The organism is Candidatus Nanopelagicus hibericus (assembly GCF_002288005.1).
GTDB lineage: Bacteria > Actinomycetota > Actinomycetes > Nanopelagicales > Nanopelagicaceae > Nanopelagicus > Nanopelagicus hibericus.
The window spans coordinates 14,372-30,984 of sequence record NZ_CP016771.1 but is presented as its reverse complement, the minus strand read 5'-3'; the positions used below and the strand labels follow the sequence as shown (position 1 = coordinate 30,984).

14 protein-coding genes are annotated in these 16,613 nt (G+C 38.3%); 3 read left to right on the top strand and 11 right to left on the bottom strand.

Features of this window, described 5'->3' with window-relative positions:
- Positions 1–3 precede the first annotated feature (3 nt).
- Complete coding sequence (locus B1s21160_RS00140) at positions 4–957, bottom strand: dTDP-4-dehydrorhamnose reductase family protein (protein WP_190276948.1); 954 nt, start codon at positions 955–957, stop codon at positions 4–6.
- Positions 958–979: 22 nt separating this feature from the next.
- On the opposite strand from B1s21160_RS00140, the gene B1s21160_RS00135 reads away from it, so the two are divergent.
- Entirely contained in the window at positions 980–1,963 is a 984-nt protein-coding gene (locus B1s21160_RS00135; RefSeq protein WP_095671898.1) for a glycosyltransferase, read from the top strand.
- 3 nt (positions 1,964–1,966) lie between these two features.
- On the opposite strand, the gene B1s21160_RS00130 is transcribed toward B1s21160_RS00135, so the two are convergent.
- From B1s21160_RS00130 to kdsA, 4 genes are read right to left on the bottom strand one after another with little or no spacing between them, the layout of a single operon-like run.
- The gene (locus B1s21160_RS00130) at positions 1,967–3,475 is read right to left on the bottom strand and encodes a hypothetical protein (protein ID WP_095671897.1); all 1,509 of its coding nucleotides are present in this window, start codon (positions 3,473–3,475) and stop codon (positions 1,967–1,969) included.
- Positions 3,465–4,253 (bottom strand): cytidylyltransferase domain-containing protein, encoded by a 789-nt coding sequence (locus B1s21160_RS00125; RefSeq protein WP_095671896.1) that lies wholly within the window; start codon positions 4,251–4,253, stop codon positions 3,465–3,467. The genes B1s21160_RS00130 and B1s21160_RS00125 overlap by 11 nt, the downstream gene beginning before the upstream one ends.
- Positions 4,254–4,255: 2 nt before the next feature.
- The gene (locus B1s21160_RS00120) at positions 4,256–4,642 is read right to left on the bottom strand and encodes a CBS domain-containing protein (protein WP_095671895.1); all 387 of its coding nucleotides are present in this window, start codon (positions 4,640–4,642) and stop codon (positions 4,256–4,258) included.
- Positions 4,632–5,504, bottom strand: a complete 873-nt coding sequence (gene kdsA, locus B1s21160_RS00115) for a 3-deoxy-8-phosphooctulonate synthase (RefSeq protein ID WP_095671894.1) — start codon at positions 5,502–5,504, stop codon at positions 4,632–4,634. Before kdsA ends, B1s21160_RS00120 begins: the two co-directional genes overlap by 11 nt.
- A 152-nt stretch (positions 5,505–5,656) precedes the next feature.
- Here kdsA and B1s21160_RS00110 point away from each other — a divergent pair, with 152 nt between their 5' ends.
- Complete coding sequence (locus tag B1s21160_RS00110) at positions 5,657–6,358, top strand: HAD family hydrolase (protein WP_190276947.1); 702 nt, start codon at positions 5,657–5,659, stop codon at positions 6,356–6,358.
- Between the two features lie 24 nt (positions 6,359–6,382).
- Here B1s21160_RS00110 and B1s21160_RS00105 read toward each other — a convergent pair whose 3' ends face one another.
- Genes B1s21160_RS00105 through B1s21160_RS00085 form a run of 5 tightly spaced genes read right to left on the bottom strand, consistent with a single transcriptional unit; the run spans position 6,383 to position 15,281 of the window.
- A complete protein-coding gene (locus tag B1s21160_RS00105) occupies positions 6,383–7,027 on the bottom strand; it encodes a VOC family protein (protein ID WP_095671892.1) in 645 nt (214 codons plus the stop codon).
- Positions 7,028–7,071: 44 nt separating this feature from the next.
- On the bottom strand, positions 7,072–8,217 hold the full coding sequence (locus B1s21160_RS00100) for a DNA polymerase III subunit delta' (protein ID WP_095671891.1): 1,146 nt from the start codon (positions 8,215–8,217) through the stop codon (positions 7,072–7,074).
- 2 nt (positions 8,218–8,219) lie between these two features.
- Positions 8,220–10,235 (bottom strand): dTMP kinase, encoded by a 2,016-nt coding sequence (gene tmk, locus B1s21160_RS00095; RefSeq protein ID WP_095671890.1) that lies wholly within the window; start codon positions 10,233–10,235, stop codon positions 8,220–8,222.
- A 29-nt stretch (positions 10,236–10,264) separates the two neighbouring features.
- Positions 10,265–12,985, bottom strand: coding sequence for a type I DNA topoisomerase (gene topA / locus B1s21160_RS00090; RefSeq protein ID WP_095671889.1), 2,721 nt, complete (start codon positions 12,983–12,985; stop codon positions 10,265–10,267).
- Positions 12,986–13,025: 40 nt separating this feature from the next.
- Positions 13,026–15,281, bottom strand: coding sequence for a sodium-translocating pyrophosphatase (locus B1s21160_RS00085; RefSeq protein ID WP_095671888.1), 2,256 nt, complete (start codon positions 15,279–15,281; stop codon positions 13,026–13,028).
- Between the two features lie 152 nt (positions 15,282–15,433).
- Here B1s21160_RS00085 and B1s21160_RS00080 point away from each other — a divergent pair, with 152 nt between their 5' ends.
- On the top strand, positions 15,434–16,060 hold the full coding sequence (locus B1s21160_RS00080; protein WP_095672868.1) for a DedA family protein: 627 nt from the start codon (positions 15,434–15,436) through the stop codon (positions 16,058–16,060).
- Here B1s21160_RS00080 and pyrE read toward each other — a convergent pair whose 3' ends face one another.
- A complete protein-coding gene (pyrE, locus tag B1s21160_RS00075) occupies positions 16,061–16,594 on the bottom strand; it encodes an orotate phosphoribosyltransferase (RefSeq protein WP_095671887.1) in 534 nt (177 codons plus the stop codon). It lies immediately after the preceding gene.
- Positions 16,595–16,613 lie beyond the last annotated feature (19 nt).

Genomic DNA, 16,613 nt, shown 5'->3' with positions numbered 1-16,613 from the left:
AATCTACTTTTTATTGGACCGACTATTGAAATAGCCGTCACTCACTTGATCAATCATACTATCTAATGAAATCATTTTACGATGCATAATAGAGGATAATCGCTCATTATCTAGCGACATATAAGTTGGGCGCCTAACTCTGCCTTTGACTTCATCGCTCACTGAAGGTTCAATTAAGTTTGCTTCAAAATTAAACGCTTTTGCAACTAAGCTTATAAAATCGTATTTTGAAATAGATTTATTGCTAGAAACATTCACTATTCCACTAATTCTCATTTCTTGTAGTGCAAAAGTGCAACTAATCAATTCAGCGATTGAAATAGGTGAGAACTCGATGTCAGTGAATCCTTTAATTATTTGATCCTTTTCTAAGTTATTGACTATCCAATTAAGAAATGAATTACTTCGCAACAGTGAGTAGCTGAAAAAATTAGTGCGTAAAATTAAAGCTGAAACATTCAAATCTAGGATTGAATTTTCACCCTGCATTTTGGTTATTCCATATTGATTTATTCCAAATACAACATCTTGCTCTTTCCGAGGAATTCTTAATGATGAATCGTAGTGATCTGTGCTGATGTGGATTAGATATATTCCAAGCTCGGAGCAAATCTTGGCTAGTGTTTGGGGCAATAAATGATTTAGATCTGCGGCAAGTTTTGGGTACAACTCACATTTATCAATATCAGTTAAAGCTATGCAATTGATAACGACCTTTGGTCGCAATAGATAGATTAGTTCATTGATTGAAACTAAATCGATGGCATTGAGTTTGTGCCAGTTTACTCGACCAACCTTAAAAGGTTGTACCTCATGAAAAGTTGCAGCAACCGAGTGAGTCTTTGATAATTCATTTACAAACTCTGACCCTAATAACCCCGTGCCTCCTAAAACCAGGAAATCCGTTTCCGTACTACTAAATCTTAGAAATTCATTTTTATCGAATACGCTACTCACTAGGAAAGAGTAAACTACATTTATGAATAACAGAACTACAAATATAGATAGTCAAGAAGTTCTTTTGCCAATTTATGGGATTTTAGTGGCAACAAAAGACAGGCCACAGCAGCTTAATAAATTTCTCGAATCTGTAAGCAATTTGTCATTATTGCCAATAGAAGTGGTAATTGCATCTTCAGGAATCGACATAACTGAAGTAATAAAAAAATATACGGATAAATTAAATTTGAAGCATGTGCATTTATCAAGTAGTGGACAAGTTATTCAGAAGAAACTTGGGCTGAAGTATTTTTCTGAAAACCTAAATTGGATAGCTTTTTTTGATGACGATATTATTTTGTTGCCCGATTCCATTGAAAATGTATTTGTTGATATATCAAGACTTTCTAAACAAAACAAAATTGCTGGTATCGGGATGTCTTGTGCTCCAAGTTATGCATCTGTTCGAAAATCACAGTATAAATTGATGAAGAAATTGTTCTTAAGCTCAGATAAAAACTTAGGGCAGGTAAATAAAAGTGGCTATAACGCAAGTTATATGAGTAGCCACGAAGTTATTGAAACTCAATGGTTGAATGGTGCTTCGATTTGGAAAGCAGAGTTAGCTAAAAAATATAATGTGCCGTTTGACAAAATACGCCACGCTATTGGCGAAGATCTATTTTTTTCTTTCCAGAATCTTAAATATGGAAAACTTTTCTTTAGCCCTTCAAGCAAGTTTATATTTCAAAAATATCCTGAAGATCATTTCCAATTAACCTATTTTGTGCTTCATACTTACATACAATTATTTTTTGTCTTAACAAATAAAGAGCTTTCTGTACTAGCATTTTATTGGAGATTTATAGGTTCCACAATTAACGCGATGATTAGCAAAGATTTGAGATCTTTGAAGTTCTTAACAGATATGATTACCATATCTAAGCTTTTTTTAGACGTCACGTCACTTGTATTCACCAAAAAAGATGCTACCCATATTTTAGAATTTAGAATAAATAAATGAAAACTAATAGTTAAGTATGTTCAATTTCAAAGGCTCAAAGTATCCATTAAAAACTTCCCTATAATCTCTTAACTGCTGCTCATCTATTTCTATATGACTTTTGGAAATTTCTTTGATTTTTTGATTGAAAGTATCTATATCTGTAAATTGCAGATGTGGTAGATCTAGCGTGTTAATAGGATCTAGAACTGAATTCATTTCCGCCGCATAATGTATTGGTATCACTCCATACATCAGTCCTTCAAGACCGACAGATGAACTTCGATAAACGCAGTGGGTTGCTTTATGCAAATCATTTATAAGTGAATCTTTAGATAAATAGAAATTTGAAGAATGATTTCCCATTTTTTTGAATAATTCATTTTTATAATCAGCAGAATCTGGGTGAGCCCGCACGATGAATGTGGTACCAGGATTCTCTAGAGAAGAATAGAATGCTAAATTTATAAATTCCATAAGAGAGTCTTTTGAGCCCTCGGCAGCAAATACTACAGTTACATCTTTTCTTCCAGTGAAAGACAATTTCTCTGCTCTATTTTTCCTAGAACCAATAACAGTTAATGCGCTAGAAGGTAATTTAGTTCTCCTTAGAATATTTTCTTTATATTGCGAACCGCTTACAAATACTCTTATATTTTTATTAAGGTAATGAAGGTTTCTAAAAAAAGAATTTTGCGCCGGAACAACAGGTGCGAACTGGTAAACACACACATCCAGATTCGGAATCTTACTCTTTAATTTATTGGCTACATAAGTTTCGAAGCTATGACCTTCATAAGTCAGGACCATTTTCTTTGCTTCAGTTTGACCAACTATTTGTTCGATGTTTTTCGCTAATATGGTTTGTGACATGGATTCTAAGCCTAGTTGCTGAATTGCAAGTTCTAACATTAATGTTTTCTCGCGCTTACTTTTCTCCCCTTTTTTTACTACATGGAACATGATTTCTTTAAGGTTTCCAAAAATACTTATATATAACTTTAAGAATTCTTTTGTGTTAACAGTTTTTGGTAAAATATATTGTAAGTTGTTTAATTTTTGTGCCTCCGTTTCTAAATTGAGGTTTGATGGATTACCTTTATTATGATTTATATATAAAAGAAGATTCGGTCTTTTGTTTTCATTCAACTGTTGTGGAAGTGTTCCAAAGTACGGATCTTCGTCCACTTTTGCTTCCTGCCCTGTGTAATGTGAGACAAAGATTATTTCAGTTTTGGCAAGTTTTTTAAATGGGAATTGCCGCCAGTACTGTAAATGATAAAAATGATGCAAAATGGATACAAGTAAATTGATAAGAATGCACGGTATAAAAGTTACAATATAGCTGTAATACTTTTCTTTAGTAACATTTTGAATAATTCTTTGCTTTTTCTTTATAACTTCTGGTATCGGTTTACTTATGCTCAGTATTGGAGATAATGCCACATCTGATTTTGAAAAAACTTCAAAGATTTTGTTACAAGTATCTATAAAAGTTGTGTAGTCTGAATAAATATTATTGTTAATTTTCATAATTGAGAATTTTAGCCAAGATCTGTTTTTGTTCTTTATCGTTTTTCAGTTTTTTCTTCACCTTAGAAAGGTCCGAGGCTATATTTACTGATTCAAGAGATATATCAACTAGTAAAGAGTTTATAGTTATTCCGATTTCTTGAAGTCGTAATTGTTCAATTAGTTCAGTTTTTTCCAGTGGTTGAATAGGTTGCTTAGCTATTTGGGATAATGTATTTGATTCGAAAAGAAACATGCCGAGTACTTTATATATTAGTTGCATTTGTGTTTTACTCTTTGAGGTTAGTGGAGATTTTCGGAAAAGTGCGATGACTTGCTTGTTCATACCTATTAAGCATTTAACAATATTCTTGTCTTTCAATTCTGATTCTTTTTCTAGCTTCGATATTAAATTAATTACTTTTGAGTTTGGTTTATTGATAGATTCATTTATTAATTGGTTGATGTGTCGTGGTAGAGCCAGTATTTCATCGCCTTGAAGAATTAAATAGAATTTCGATTTTAACTGTTCGGCTGCTTCCGAACACCGGCTGGTGCCATTTAGATGTTTTCTATGAGTTTGTAGTGTTTTGCCACCATATCCCGAGATAGTTTTCAATATCTTTTTGTCATTTGATACAACATATACGTCCGCTCCGAATTCATTTAATTCAGCTCGTCGTCGTACATGCTCAATTATTGGTAAGCCATTTATTTCGAGTAGTAATTTGTTAGGTAGCCTTTGTGAATTTAACCTTGCTGGAATTAGAATGGTAACTTCATTTATTTTTTGCATCATATTTATAAATTATGGCGATTTAAAAGTCCTACTACATTTCCAAGCTCATTTAGCACAGGAAGATCCCATATACGACTTTCGTCCATCAATGCGATTGCCTTACTTATTGTGTCGTTTTCTTTTATATTTTTTGGAGATCTAGTTCCAAATTCAATGGCAGACGTTATGAGTAAGGCTGGTAGTGGGCTTTGTTTATTGAGAATAAGTCTTCTTAAATCGCCGTCAGTTAAAATACCAACAAACTGGTTTTGTTTATTAACAAAACAAGCAACTCCAAGTGAATATTTACTCATGCTATCCAGCGCAGACTTCAAGCTTACATTTTCGTCTAATATTGGAAAGCTATTAATTTTGATCATTCTCGAACTTACTATTTCATTAGTAGACATTATCAACCCCGTATTTTTCAAGTAATTCTAGCCGGAAATTGTGAATGTCGCGGGCTTGGCCCAGCACATGCTTTAGGTGAGCAATATTTAAAACTGTGTTTGGGTCAGATAATGCGTTGGGAGGATCATTGTGTATCTCTGCAAATATTGCATCGATTCCTGCTGCTGCTGCTGCTCGAGTTAGCGGAGGTATAAATTCACGTTCGCCACCTGATATTTCTCCCATAGATGTAGGCATCTGAATTGAATGGGTTATGTCATAACATACTGGATAACCAGTTTTTGCCATTATTGCAAAAGACTTCATGTCATTTACAAGCATGTTGTATCCAAAGAAAGTTCCGCGATCTGCCAATAATATCTGGGTTCCACCAGCTGCTTCTATTTTCTTTACTGAGTTCTTCATGTTCCATGGACTCATGAATTGTCCTTTTTTTAAGTGTATGGGTCTACCAGTTTTTGCAGCAGCACGGAGTATTGAGGTTTGTCGACATAAATATGCTGGAACTTGCACAAGGTCACAAACTTCCCCAGTTGCTGCAGCCCAGGCAGGATCAGAGAAATCTGACGTAACCGGTATGCCAAACTCATTTCTTACCTCAGATAAAATCTCTAAACCTTGGTCGATGCCAACTCCATGGAAGCTATCTGGTGACGATCTACAGTCTTTATCAAAACATGATTTGTACACCCAATCAACACCAAGTTCGTCACAAATTTTTGAAATTTGATCTGCCATCATCAATGCGTGATCTCTGTTCTCTATTGCACACGGACCACCAATAAGAACTAATTTTCCATTCCCGCCGATTTTAACTCGTTTTACATTACCGTAGCCTATTTCGATAATTTTTGATGTCATGTATTAAACCTACAATCAGCGCTAGTTAGTTAATGAACTAAGTATATAGAGTATTTGCATACTTTTGAGGAATTTTACCTCAGATTCCCTTTGAAACAAAGATCTATTTGGAGATATTTAAAAATATGCGTCAAAAAAGATATGCTTTCCATATGCAAAGAGCAAAAAATTATAAGAAGATAAAAATATTTTGGGACATAGACGGTACATTGTTACAGACACATGGAGCCGCGGCAGTTCCTTTTGCTAACGCGGTATCTAAATTCGCTGGTCAGGAAGTTCAAATTGAACGAAAAAAATTAAGCGGGTTTACTGATTACGAAATCGCCCAATATCTGCTCAAATCAATAAACATGGAGACCCCCTTCAATGAGATTACACAGATTCTCAATGAGTATTCTCTTTTACTACCCAGTTCTTTGCGGGAGAGTAAAACACAGGTAATTGGCGAGATCAAGAAGACTTTAATTATGCTACATGAGTCTCCAAATATTGAGCTCGCAATTGGAACGGGGAATTGTCTGAATGGTGCATTAATTAAATTAAGTCATGTTGATCTATTGCAATATTTTGACAAAAATAATTTATTTTATTCCACAGAAAAGGATTGGAATAGGGATTTGGTTATTGAGAATGCAAAAAACTCTCTTGCTGAGGATCAAGTTGGTCTAGTTATTGGCGATAGCCCCCGTGATATTTTGTCCGCCAAGAATTCTGATCTATTTGTAATGGCTGCTGCGACAGGAGCGCATTCCTCTATTGAACTACTAGATATGAAGCCTGATTATCTGCTTGAAAATAGCTGGACTAGCGATGACCTATTTAAGGGCTTCGAGAAAATACTTCGGAATTGAACGGTTGATATTAAATTTAAATGCCTATTCAATAATTATTGAATGGTCTTTCAAACCAATTTCAACTTTTACAATGCCTTTTTCTCCTTCATTCAACTCAGGTTTTATCCACTCAATTTGAATATCTGTTAATCCAGAGTTAATTTCATTTTTAAACCAAGAATTTGCTAACTCTTCATCGTCAGCAATGACAATTTTAGTAATTTTTGCAACGGAATTACCATCTTTTGAAGGGTGCTTATCTGTCAACCATTGAATAAAAAAAGGTAATTCACCAGAACCCATGATGTCTTTTACGCCAATTTGCTTCCACTTCAGCTCACTACCATCAGGTCTTGTTCTAGATCCATCTGCGGCTTTTCTCCCAAATTTTTCTTCTACTTTTCCTAAATCACTTGAACTAAATACCCAAGTTAACCAACCACCACCTGCATCAGCTTTTTTCTTAACTGCATTTCCAAATGGAGTTGCATCTGTTGCTGGATGATCCAATGGGCAAACTACTTCAATGTATTGTCCATTAAGCAAAGGGGCCGTGAAATTTCTGGTTCCAAATTTTGGATGAATTCCGCCATCAACAAATGCGGTTCCAATTTGGGAGCCAATTCGATTAACAACATCAGAGATCTGATCGTGGGAAGCAACATAGGAAACATGGTCAAGTCGCATGAGAGTATTTTGCCTTACTTTGGAGGGTGCTAATTACCATTTTCTTAACGTAATTCACACATCAATGCTTCAATAAGTAATAAAGGTGCTGCATTTTGGGCCAAATTTCTTCGGGTTTTTAAGATCGCTTCAATCTTGGCAAGAGTCTTGGCTGGATTAGTCGAAGTAGCCATTATTTTGATTTGTTCAATTAAATCCTGATTAATTAGTGAATCTGTTGAGTTTGATTGAAGAAGCAGTACATCTCTATACAGCGTTGCAAGATCTAGGAGTGCTCGATCTAAGTAATCCCTGACCATTCTTGTTGATCTTGATTTTTGTTCTTTCTCTAACTCCTTCACAGCTTTTGAACCACCACTAGCCATTTTGCTACCTGTAGCACCCCAAGCCTCTTTCAATTTCGAAATTTCATCTTCATCTTTCTTCTCAGCATCAGTTAGTGCATCAGCTTTGGCTGCATCTACTAAAAGCTGAGCTGCTTTAAATGCTGAAGCAATATCTTTGATCATTAAAGGTAGTTTCAAAATATTTGCCCGGTTTTCTCTTGCGTTAGCATCTGTGGCCAATCTTCTTGCTCGTCCAATATGACCACCTGAAGCACGTGCTACAAACTCTGCTGTTTTAGCGTCCACTGCATCTCTTTCAATCAATAATTTAGTTATTGCTTTGGTAGATGGTGTTCGCAATGAAAGATGTCGACACCTTGACCTTATAGTTGGCAAAACATCAGTTAAAGTTGGAGCACAAAGCAACCAAATAGTTCTTAAGCCTGGTTCTTCAATTACTTTAAGTAGTGCGTTCGCAGCAGAATCAGTTAAACGATCAGCATCTTCAATTACAACAACATGATAATTTGCAACAGATGGTGACCAAGAAGCTCTGGTTATCAATTCTCTAACTTCATCAATTTTTATAGACAAACCTTGAGTTTTAATCAATTCAACATCTGCATGCGTACCAAGAATTGTTGACAGACAATCGTTACATTTACTACAACCACCCTCTTTGCAAACTAAAGCTGCAGCAAATGCAATCGCTGCATTTGAGCGCCCTGAGCCAGGTGGGCCGGTGAAAAGCCAGGTACTTGTCATTACTTGGCTTAAATCATTTGAATTATGAGCTGCTTGAGCAGCATCTTTTAAGATTTCAACCACTTGAGATTGATCAATCAAAGATGAAAAAACACTCACAGTTATTTCAGGTTTCTTTTTAAAGTTTTAATGGCGCCTACTCGTTCAATAATAATTTGATGAATTTGTTCGATAGTTAAAGATGCATCCACCACTAAAAAGCGCTCAGGATCAAGGTGGGCAAGGTTTAAATACTCTTGCCTTACTCTTTCATGAAAAGCTAATGGTTCACTCTCTAATCGATCAGTTGAATGCAATCTGCCTAAGCCGATCTCGGCTGGTAGATCCATGATTACAGTTAAAGTTGGAGTTAAAGACTCTGTTGCCCATCTAGAAATTCTTGCTACCTCACTTGGCAGTAATACTCTTCCAGCCCCTTGGTATGCAATTGATGAATCAAAGTATCTATCTGTAATTACTATCTCACCTCTTTGCAGAGCAGGTCTAATTAAAGAGAAAACATGATGGGCTCTATCTGCTGCATACATCAAAGCTTCAGCACGAGGTGAAATCACGCCAGTTTTATTGTCCAACAAAATATCCCGTAATTGATTACCTAAAGTAGTTCCACCAGGTTCACGAGTTAATAAAACCTCTTCACCATTTTTCTCAAGCCAATCTTTTAGCAATTTTGTTTGAGTTGATTTGCCAGAACCTTCGCCGCCTTCAAATGAGATAAATACTCCACTTGTCACCTGACCTGTGATCGCACCTAACTCACCACGGAATGCTGATTTAATATCACTTAAAAGTGAAACATTTGGTCGATCTCTCATTTGTCTATATGAAATAACTCCAACTAGTACTGCAATAAATCCGGCGAAAAACATCGTAAAGGCAGCGCCGTTATAGGTAACTGTTGTGGTTCTAAATGAGTAGGTATGTTCACCTATTGCAGCTGCTACCAATGGTGAAATTGCTAAAACTAAAACTAGTGAGACTCTTATTATTGATTGAACAAATGCAAAGGTTCTTCCTCGCACCTCATCTTCGACCTCAAGCCCAAGCATGGTAAATCCAATTACCCAAGAGATGCCAGAGAATAAGCCAAGTAAAACGGTGATAAAGATTGCAAGTACTAGGTTTAAAACCAAGGAGAGAATTACTAATAATAATCCTGAAATAGTTAATGAAATTCCAAATAATCTTCTTCTAGAAAATTGTGCAAATACCCTTGGCCCAAATGAGATACCTAGTGCTAGCCCAAAAAATACAGCCGCAAATAAAATTCCATAAGCAGCTTCACCAGCTTGTAGATCATCGACAAAGGTTCGAGCTAGTCCAATTACGGCGCCTGCTGCAAAGAAGGCACCAAGCATTCCAAAGATTAGACCTCTAATAATTTTAGAGCCTTTGATAAATGAGAAGCCCTCCCAAAGAGATTTGCCAATTGAAGAAGAATTTAACTTCTGACTTGGCCCTGATGGAATCTCCTTTAAGCGCCAAACTGTGTACGCGCAAAATAGAAAACTCACTGCGTTTATATAAAGAGCTAGATCTGCAGCCGATGCTGGTGTGGTGTTTCCCAAAGCTGCATTTATTGCACCTGTAAATAATGCAAGAGTAGAAAACAAAATCGCAGCAATTGGAGCAGTTCCATATGCTGCAAGAAGTGATACCTGATTAGCACTCTCTAATTTAGATTTAGGAACAAGGTTTGGAACTGATGCTTCTTTTGCAGGCGACCAGAATAAGGTAACAATTTCCACCAGAATCGATGCGGTATATAGCCAAAAGTAGTTTCCAACAATTGGTATTGAAAGATATAGGGAAAAGCGTAAAACATCACAAATAATCATCAATTTTCTACGATCAAACTTATCTGCAATAACACCAGCAAATGGACCTAAGATTACTGCTGGTAACAACCTGACAATAAATACGCCTGCAATTGCAAAGTTTGCCTTGGCATAATCACCACCTGCTAGTTGTTGAGCTAATGCAGTTGAGGCTAGAAGTCCAAGCCAGTCGCCAAAGGATGAAAAAGCCATCGCTTGCCAAAGTTTTCTAAATGCTGGAATTGCAAGGACACTTCTTGATTCAGATTGCGCAGGTGCTGCTGGAAATGGCAAAGACATGATGGAAGTCTACTTGTGACTAGCGACCGCTATTTTGGTGCATTTCCAACACCAGTTGCTGCCTTTTTGGCTTTCTTTTTCGCCCCCGCACCTTTCACAGTTTTCTCAGTAAGTGTTGGTGCACTTTTCTTCGCTCTCTTGCCTTTCTTCTTTGATCCACCTGGGTTTTCAATCTCCCAAGCTCGACGTCCCGCAAGTAACTCAAGAGCACGTTCTAATGTAAGTAACTCAACCGCATCACCACGTCTTAATGTTGCATTTGTTTCACCATCTGTTACATACACACCAAACCTGCCATCTTTCACAATTACTTCACGTTCTGTTTGTGGATCTTTACCCAATTCTTTTAGTGGTGGCTTTGCTACGCCACGTCTTCTTACCTTTGGTTGTTTATATATTTCAATTGCTTCTTCTAAGCCAATAGAAAACAATTGATCTTCACTTGTAAGAGTTCGTGAATCTGCGCCGTGTTTCATGTATGGGCCATACCTACCATTTTGAACAGTAATAATTTCATCTTGATATGAACCTAAAGATCTAGGTAGAGACAGCAAACGAAGCGCGTCAGATAAATCAACTGTGTCTAATGACATTGTTGAAAGTAATGAGGCAGTTTTTGGTTTTGGTGCATCTTTTTTCTTACGTTTTTTCTTCGCGCCCTCTTCAACTATCTCTTCAGGGAAGACCTCAGTTATATATGCACCAAAGCGACCAGATTTTGCGATGACCTCTAATCCAGTTCCCGGATCGACTCCTAATTTTCGCTCACCCGATGGTTTGGCTAATAATTCAATTGCAACAGGAAGTGTTAATTCATCAGGTGCCATCTGCTCTGGGATATTGGCAAACTTACGATCATCCCCTTGACCTTGTTGTAGATATGCACCGAATCTGCCAACTCTGATTTCAATATCTTCACCCATCTTCATGGTGTTAATTGCTTGCGCATCAATTGCGCCTAGATCAGCCGATAAATCAGCTAATCCTGGATTATTTTCTGTGCCGTAGAAAAACTTAGTTAGCCAAGCAACTCTCTCCTCTTCACCATTTGCAATGCGATCTAAATCCTCCTCCATAGATGCGGTAAATTCGTAATCAATTAGCTTTGTGAAGTGCTGCTCTAATAATCCTGTAACTGAAAATGCTAAGAATGTAGGAACTAATGCCCGGCCACGTTTTGCAACATATCCACGATCTTGAATAGTTTGCATAATTGAAGCAAAGGTTGATGGCCGGCCAATTCCAAGCTCCTCTAGTTTTTTAACTAATGTTGGCTCGGTATACCTTGCTGGCGGCTTTGTTTCATGCCCCTCACAGCTGTATTCATTTACCTTTATCTTTTCACCAACACTCATTGCTGGCAATCTACGATCTGTATCTTCAACATCTGCCTTATCTTCAACAATATCTTCATAGGCTGCTAAGAAACCAGCAAATGTAATTACCGATCCATTTGCGCGAAATATTGCATCGGCACCAGTTTTAGTTTTAACATCAAAATCAACTCGCATCTGTTGTTTCTTAGCATCTGACATTTGGGAAGCAATAGTTCGCTTCCAAATTAAGTCATAGAGTGCAAACTCATCTCTTGATAACTCTGGTGCTAATTCACCAGGGGTTCTAAATGATTCACCTGCTGGTCTAATCGCCTCATGCGCCTCTTGAGCATTTTTTGTTTTGCCTTCATAAACTCTTGGGGTTGCTGGCACAAACTCTTTTCCATAAAGTGCTTGTGCAGATGATCTTGCAGCGGTAATTGATGAAGATGAAAGTGTTACTGAATCTGTTCTCATGTAGGTGATATAGCCGTTTTCATATAACCGTTGGGCAATACGCATTGTTAACTGTGCTCCCCAGCCAAGACGAGATCCAGCATCTTGTTGCATAGTTGAGGTTGTAAAGGGTGGTTTTGGCCGCTCAGTTCTTGGAGATTCCTCTAATGATTTAACAACTAGTGATTGACCTTGCAATGATTGAACTAATTCTCTAGCACCTGCTTCATCAAGTAATAAAATATTTGCAGCAGATTTATCTTTTATTCCACCATTTGCATCAAAATCATTTGTAGCAGCGACCCGCTTACCATTTAAAGATAAAAGCCTTGCTGAAAATCCTGCATCACATGCTGCTGCTAAATCCCACCAACTAGAAGAAATAAAGGCCATTCGTTCACGTTCGCGTTCAACAATTAATCTAGTTGCAACTGATTGAACACGTCCTGCTGAAATTCTTGGCATAACTTTTTTCCATAAAACTGGTGATAATCGATATCCATAAAGGCGATCTAATACACGCCTGGTTTCCTGAGCATCTACTAATCGATAATCAAGATCTCGAGTTTCCTTAGCAGCTTTTTGAATTGCATCTTTAGTAATTTCATGAAAAACCATTCGCCTAACTGGAATTTTTGGCCGTAATACTTCAATTAGATGCCATGCGATCGCTTCACCTTCGCGGTCTTCATCCGTTGCCAGAATTAATTCATCAGCATCCTTCATTAACTCTTTTAACTCTGCCACCTTAGATTTTTTATCTGGGTTAATTACATATAAAGGTGCAAACTCCTCTTCAATGTTTACACCCTCTTTTGCCCAGGCAAACTTTTTATATTCTTTTGGAATATCAGCTGCGCGTTGTGGTAAATCGCGAATATGACCCACAGATGCTTCAACAACATACTCATCCCCTAAAAAGGAGCCAATCTTGCGCGCCTTTGCAGGGGACTCAACAATTACTAACTTTGTTCCCAAAGTACTTCCTTCTTAACTTAAATGGGGAAGAGATAAAGCTTTAAGCGATGGCGGTTGCGCGTTTGCGGTTTCGCACCAAAGCCCAAATGATTACCAAGGTTGCAAGGAGTGCAATCACCGTATTCATCATTTGATTATCATCTAATGTGAAACCAACAATTGCAGGGGTAATCAACAAACCAACAAGGTTCATTACCTTAATCAACGGGTTAATTGCAGGGCCAGCTGTGTCCTTAAATGGATCACCAACAGTGTCGCCAACAATTGTTGCTTTGTGAGCTTCACTGCCTTTGCCACCAAACTTGCCATCTTCAATCATCTTCTTTGCGTTATCCCAAGCTCCACCTGAGTTAGATAGGAAGACTGCCATTAATGTGCCAGTTCCAATTGATCCAGCAAGGTAGGCACCAAGTGCGCCCACGCCTAAACCAAATCCAACTGCGATTGGAGCCATAACGGCAAGTAATCCTGGAGTTGCAAGTTCACGTAATGAATCACGTGTACAGATATCAACTACACGGCCGTATTCAGGCTTTACCTTGCCAGTCATAATTCCTGGATACTTCTTAAATTGTGCGCGAACTTCAACAACTACGGCGCCAGCAGCACGGCTAACAGCGTTGATTGCAAGGCCTGAGAACATAAAGACCACAGCTGCGCCAATAATTAATCCAACTAAGTTTCTTGGATCTGCCACATCTAATACACCTTGCAGTGAAAGAACCTGATCTTTAACTACCAAACCTTTTTCAAGAACAGAGTTCTTAATTGCATCAGTGAATGCTCCAAATAATGCAGTTGCTGCCAAAACAGCGGTTGCAATTGCAATACCCTTTGTAATCGCCTTAGTTGTATTTCCAACTGCATCCAGTGAGGTAAGGATCTTTGCACCTTCACCCTTAACATCACCACTCATCTCAGCAATACCTTGTGCGTTATCTGAGATTGGTCCAAAGGTATCCATTGCCACAATTACGCCAACAGTTGTTAGCAATCCTGTTCCTGCTAAGGAAACAGCAAATAGTGAAAGCACAACAGAGCCGGCGCCCAATAAATATGCTCCAAATACTGCGCCTGCTATCAATAAGGCAGAGTAAACAGCTGATTCAAATCCCACTGAAACACCGGCAAGAATTACTGTTGCAGCCCCAGTCTTTGAAGAGGCTGCTACATCATTTACTGGACGCTTGCCAACTTCAGTAAAGAAGCCGGTTAGTACTTGAATAGCTGCAGCTAGTGCAATACCAATTAATACTGCGCCCAATGCAAATACTCTTGGATTAATATCAATCCCTTGAGCCTCAGCAGACAAACCTGACATATTCATTAATGAATCTGGAAGATATGTAAAGGTTGCAAATCCAACTAATACTGCGCTGATAATTGCGCTGGTAAAGAATGAGCGATTAATCGCAGTCATTGCAGTTTTATCACTCTTACGCAGTTTGGTTAAGAAAATTCCTAAAACTGCAGTAACAATTCCAATTGCGGGCACTATCAATGGATAGATAAGACCGGCATCACCAAATCCAGCTTTTCCAAGGATGAGTGCAGCAACAAGAGTTACGGCGTAAGACTCAAATAGATCTGCGGCCATTCCAGCACAATCTCCAACATTGTCGCCAACATTGTCTGCAATAGTTGCCGCATTACGTGGATCATCCTCTGGAATTCCTTTTTCAACTTTTCCTACTAAATCTGCGCCAACATCCGCAGCCTTTGTAAAGATTCCACCACCAACACGCATAAACATCGCCAGCATCGCGGCGCCAAAACCAAATCCTTCGAGTACAGATGGTGCATTTTCTTTATAAATAATTACAACTAAAGATGCGCCCAGCAGACCAAGCCCAACTGTTGTCATACCAACAACGCCACCAGTTCGGAATGCAATTTGTACGGCGCGCTCTGCAGATTTCTTACGGGCTGCTTCCGCTACACGAACATTCGCTCTTACTGCAAGCCACATACCGTTGTAACCAACTAGGGCAGAAAAACCTGCGCCAACTAGGAAGAATATTGATCGACCAATTTTGATATCTGTTTCACCTGGAAGGGCAAATAACAACACAAAAACTATCGCCACGAATACTGAGAGTGTTTTAAATTGGCGAGATAGATATGCCGCAGCTCCTTCTTGTACCGCTGCTGCAATCTCTTGCATCTTTGCTGTGCCCTCATCCTGGGCTAGAACCTGGGCGCGAAGAGTGAAGGCGATGGCAAGTGCTGCCAGTGAGATTCCTAAAATTACATATACGTAGGTGAGATTACTTCCGCTTACTTGGACAAGATTCAAAGAACTCTCCTTGGGTAGGGCTCAACTTTGAGCACATTACTAACGACGGGCGAGTTTACGCATACCCAGAGCCCTTTTTACAAATAAAGAGGTATGCCGTGGATAAATCACGCTTATTTTCCCTATCTGAGGCAGATACCCTCAACTCCTATATGAATCTCTTTGATGCCAACTTTATTGTGACTGACCTTGGCTTGATTGGAATCTTAGCCATTTTATTTGCTGAGACCGGTCTGCTACTTGGCCTAGCTTTTCCAGGAGATTCCCTTTTATTTGTTGCTGGTATTGCAGCATCTGGCACTGGAGCTGCGTTATTAAATGGAAATCAGCTGCCAACCTTAGAATTATTTATTGGCGCACCAATTGCAGCCATAGTTGGATCATTTGTCGGCAGATGGTTTGGTGCAAAGTATGGGCGAAAACTATTTGATCGACCAGATGGAAGATTTTTCACTCAGGCAAGGGTTGTGCAGACAGAAAAATGGTTAGAAAAATACGGTATTGGTAAAGCTTTAATTTTAGCAAGATTTATTCCATTTGTTAGAACATTAATAAATCCAATAGTTGGAATTGTTAATATTCCAACCAAGGTTTTTATATTTTGGAATGTAATCGGTGCAATAATTTGGACCGATGGAATTATTTTACTTGGCTACTTATTAGGTGAAAAAATTGAAGGTTCTGTAGATCAATTCCTTCTACCGATTGTTGCATTGATTATTGCACTTAGTTTATTGCCAATAGGTATAGAAATATTAAAAAGAAGAAAAAGGCCTTAGCTATAAACCTAAATCAGTTAGTTGGTATGCCGCACGGTATTCAAATCCTGCCTCTTTGACTTTTGGTGCCGCACCTCTTTCAACAATCACTGCAACTGCAACAACAATTGCGCCCGCTTCCTTTAAGGCTTCAACCGCTGTTAAAACTGATCCACCAGTTGTAGAGGTATCTTCAACAGCTAAGACCCTGCGTCCTTTTACATCAGGGCCTTCAATCCTTCGTTGTAAGCCGTGTGCTTTTTCTGCCTTTCTAACTACAAATGAATCTAATTTGCGGCCACTTTTTGCTGCTACATGCATCATTGCTGTTGCCACGGGATCAGCTCCTAGTGTTAAGCCACCAACAGCTTGGAAATCTAAATCCTTGGTTAACTCCAGCATTACCTCACCGACTAATGGCGCAGCTGTTGCATCTAAAGTAACTCGGCGTAGATCAACATAGTAATCCGCCTCTTTACCTGAAGATAAAATTACTTTTCCATGTACTACAGCTTTTTTTAATATTTCATTTTTTAGTGCATCTTTAGCTGACATATAGGTGAGCCTATCTCTA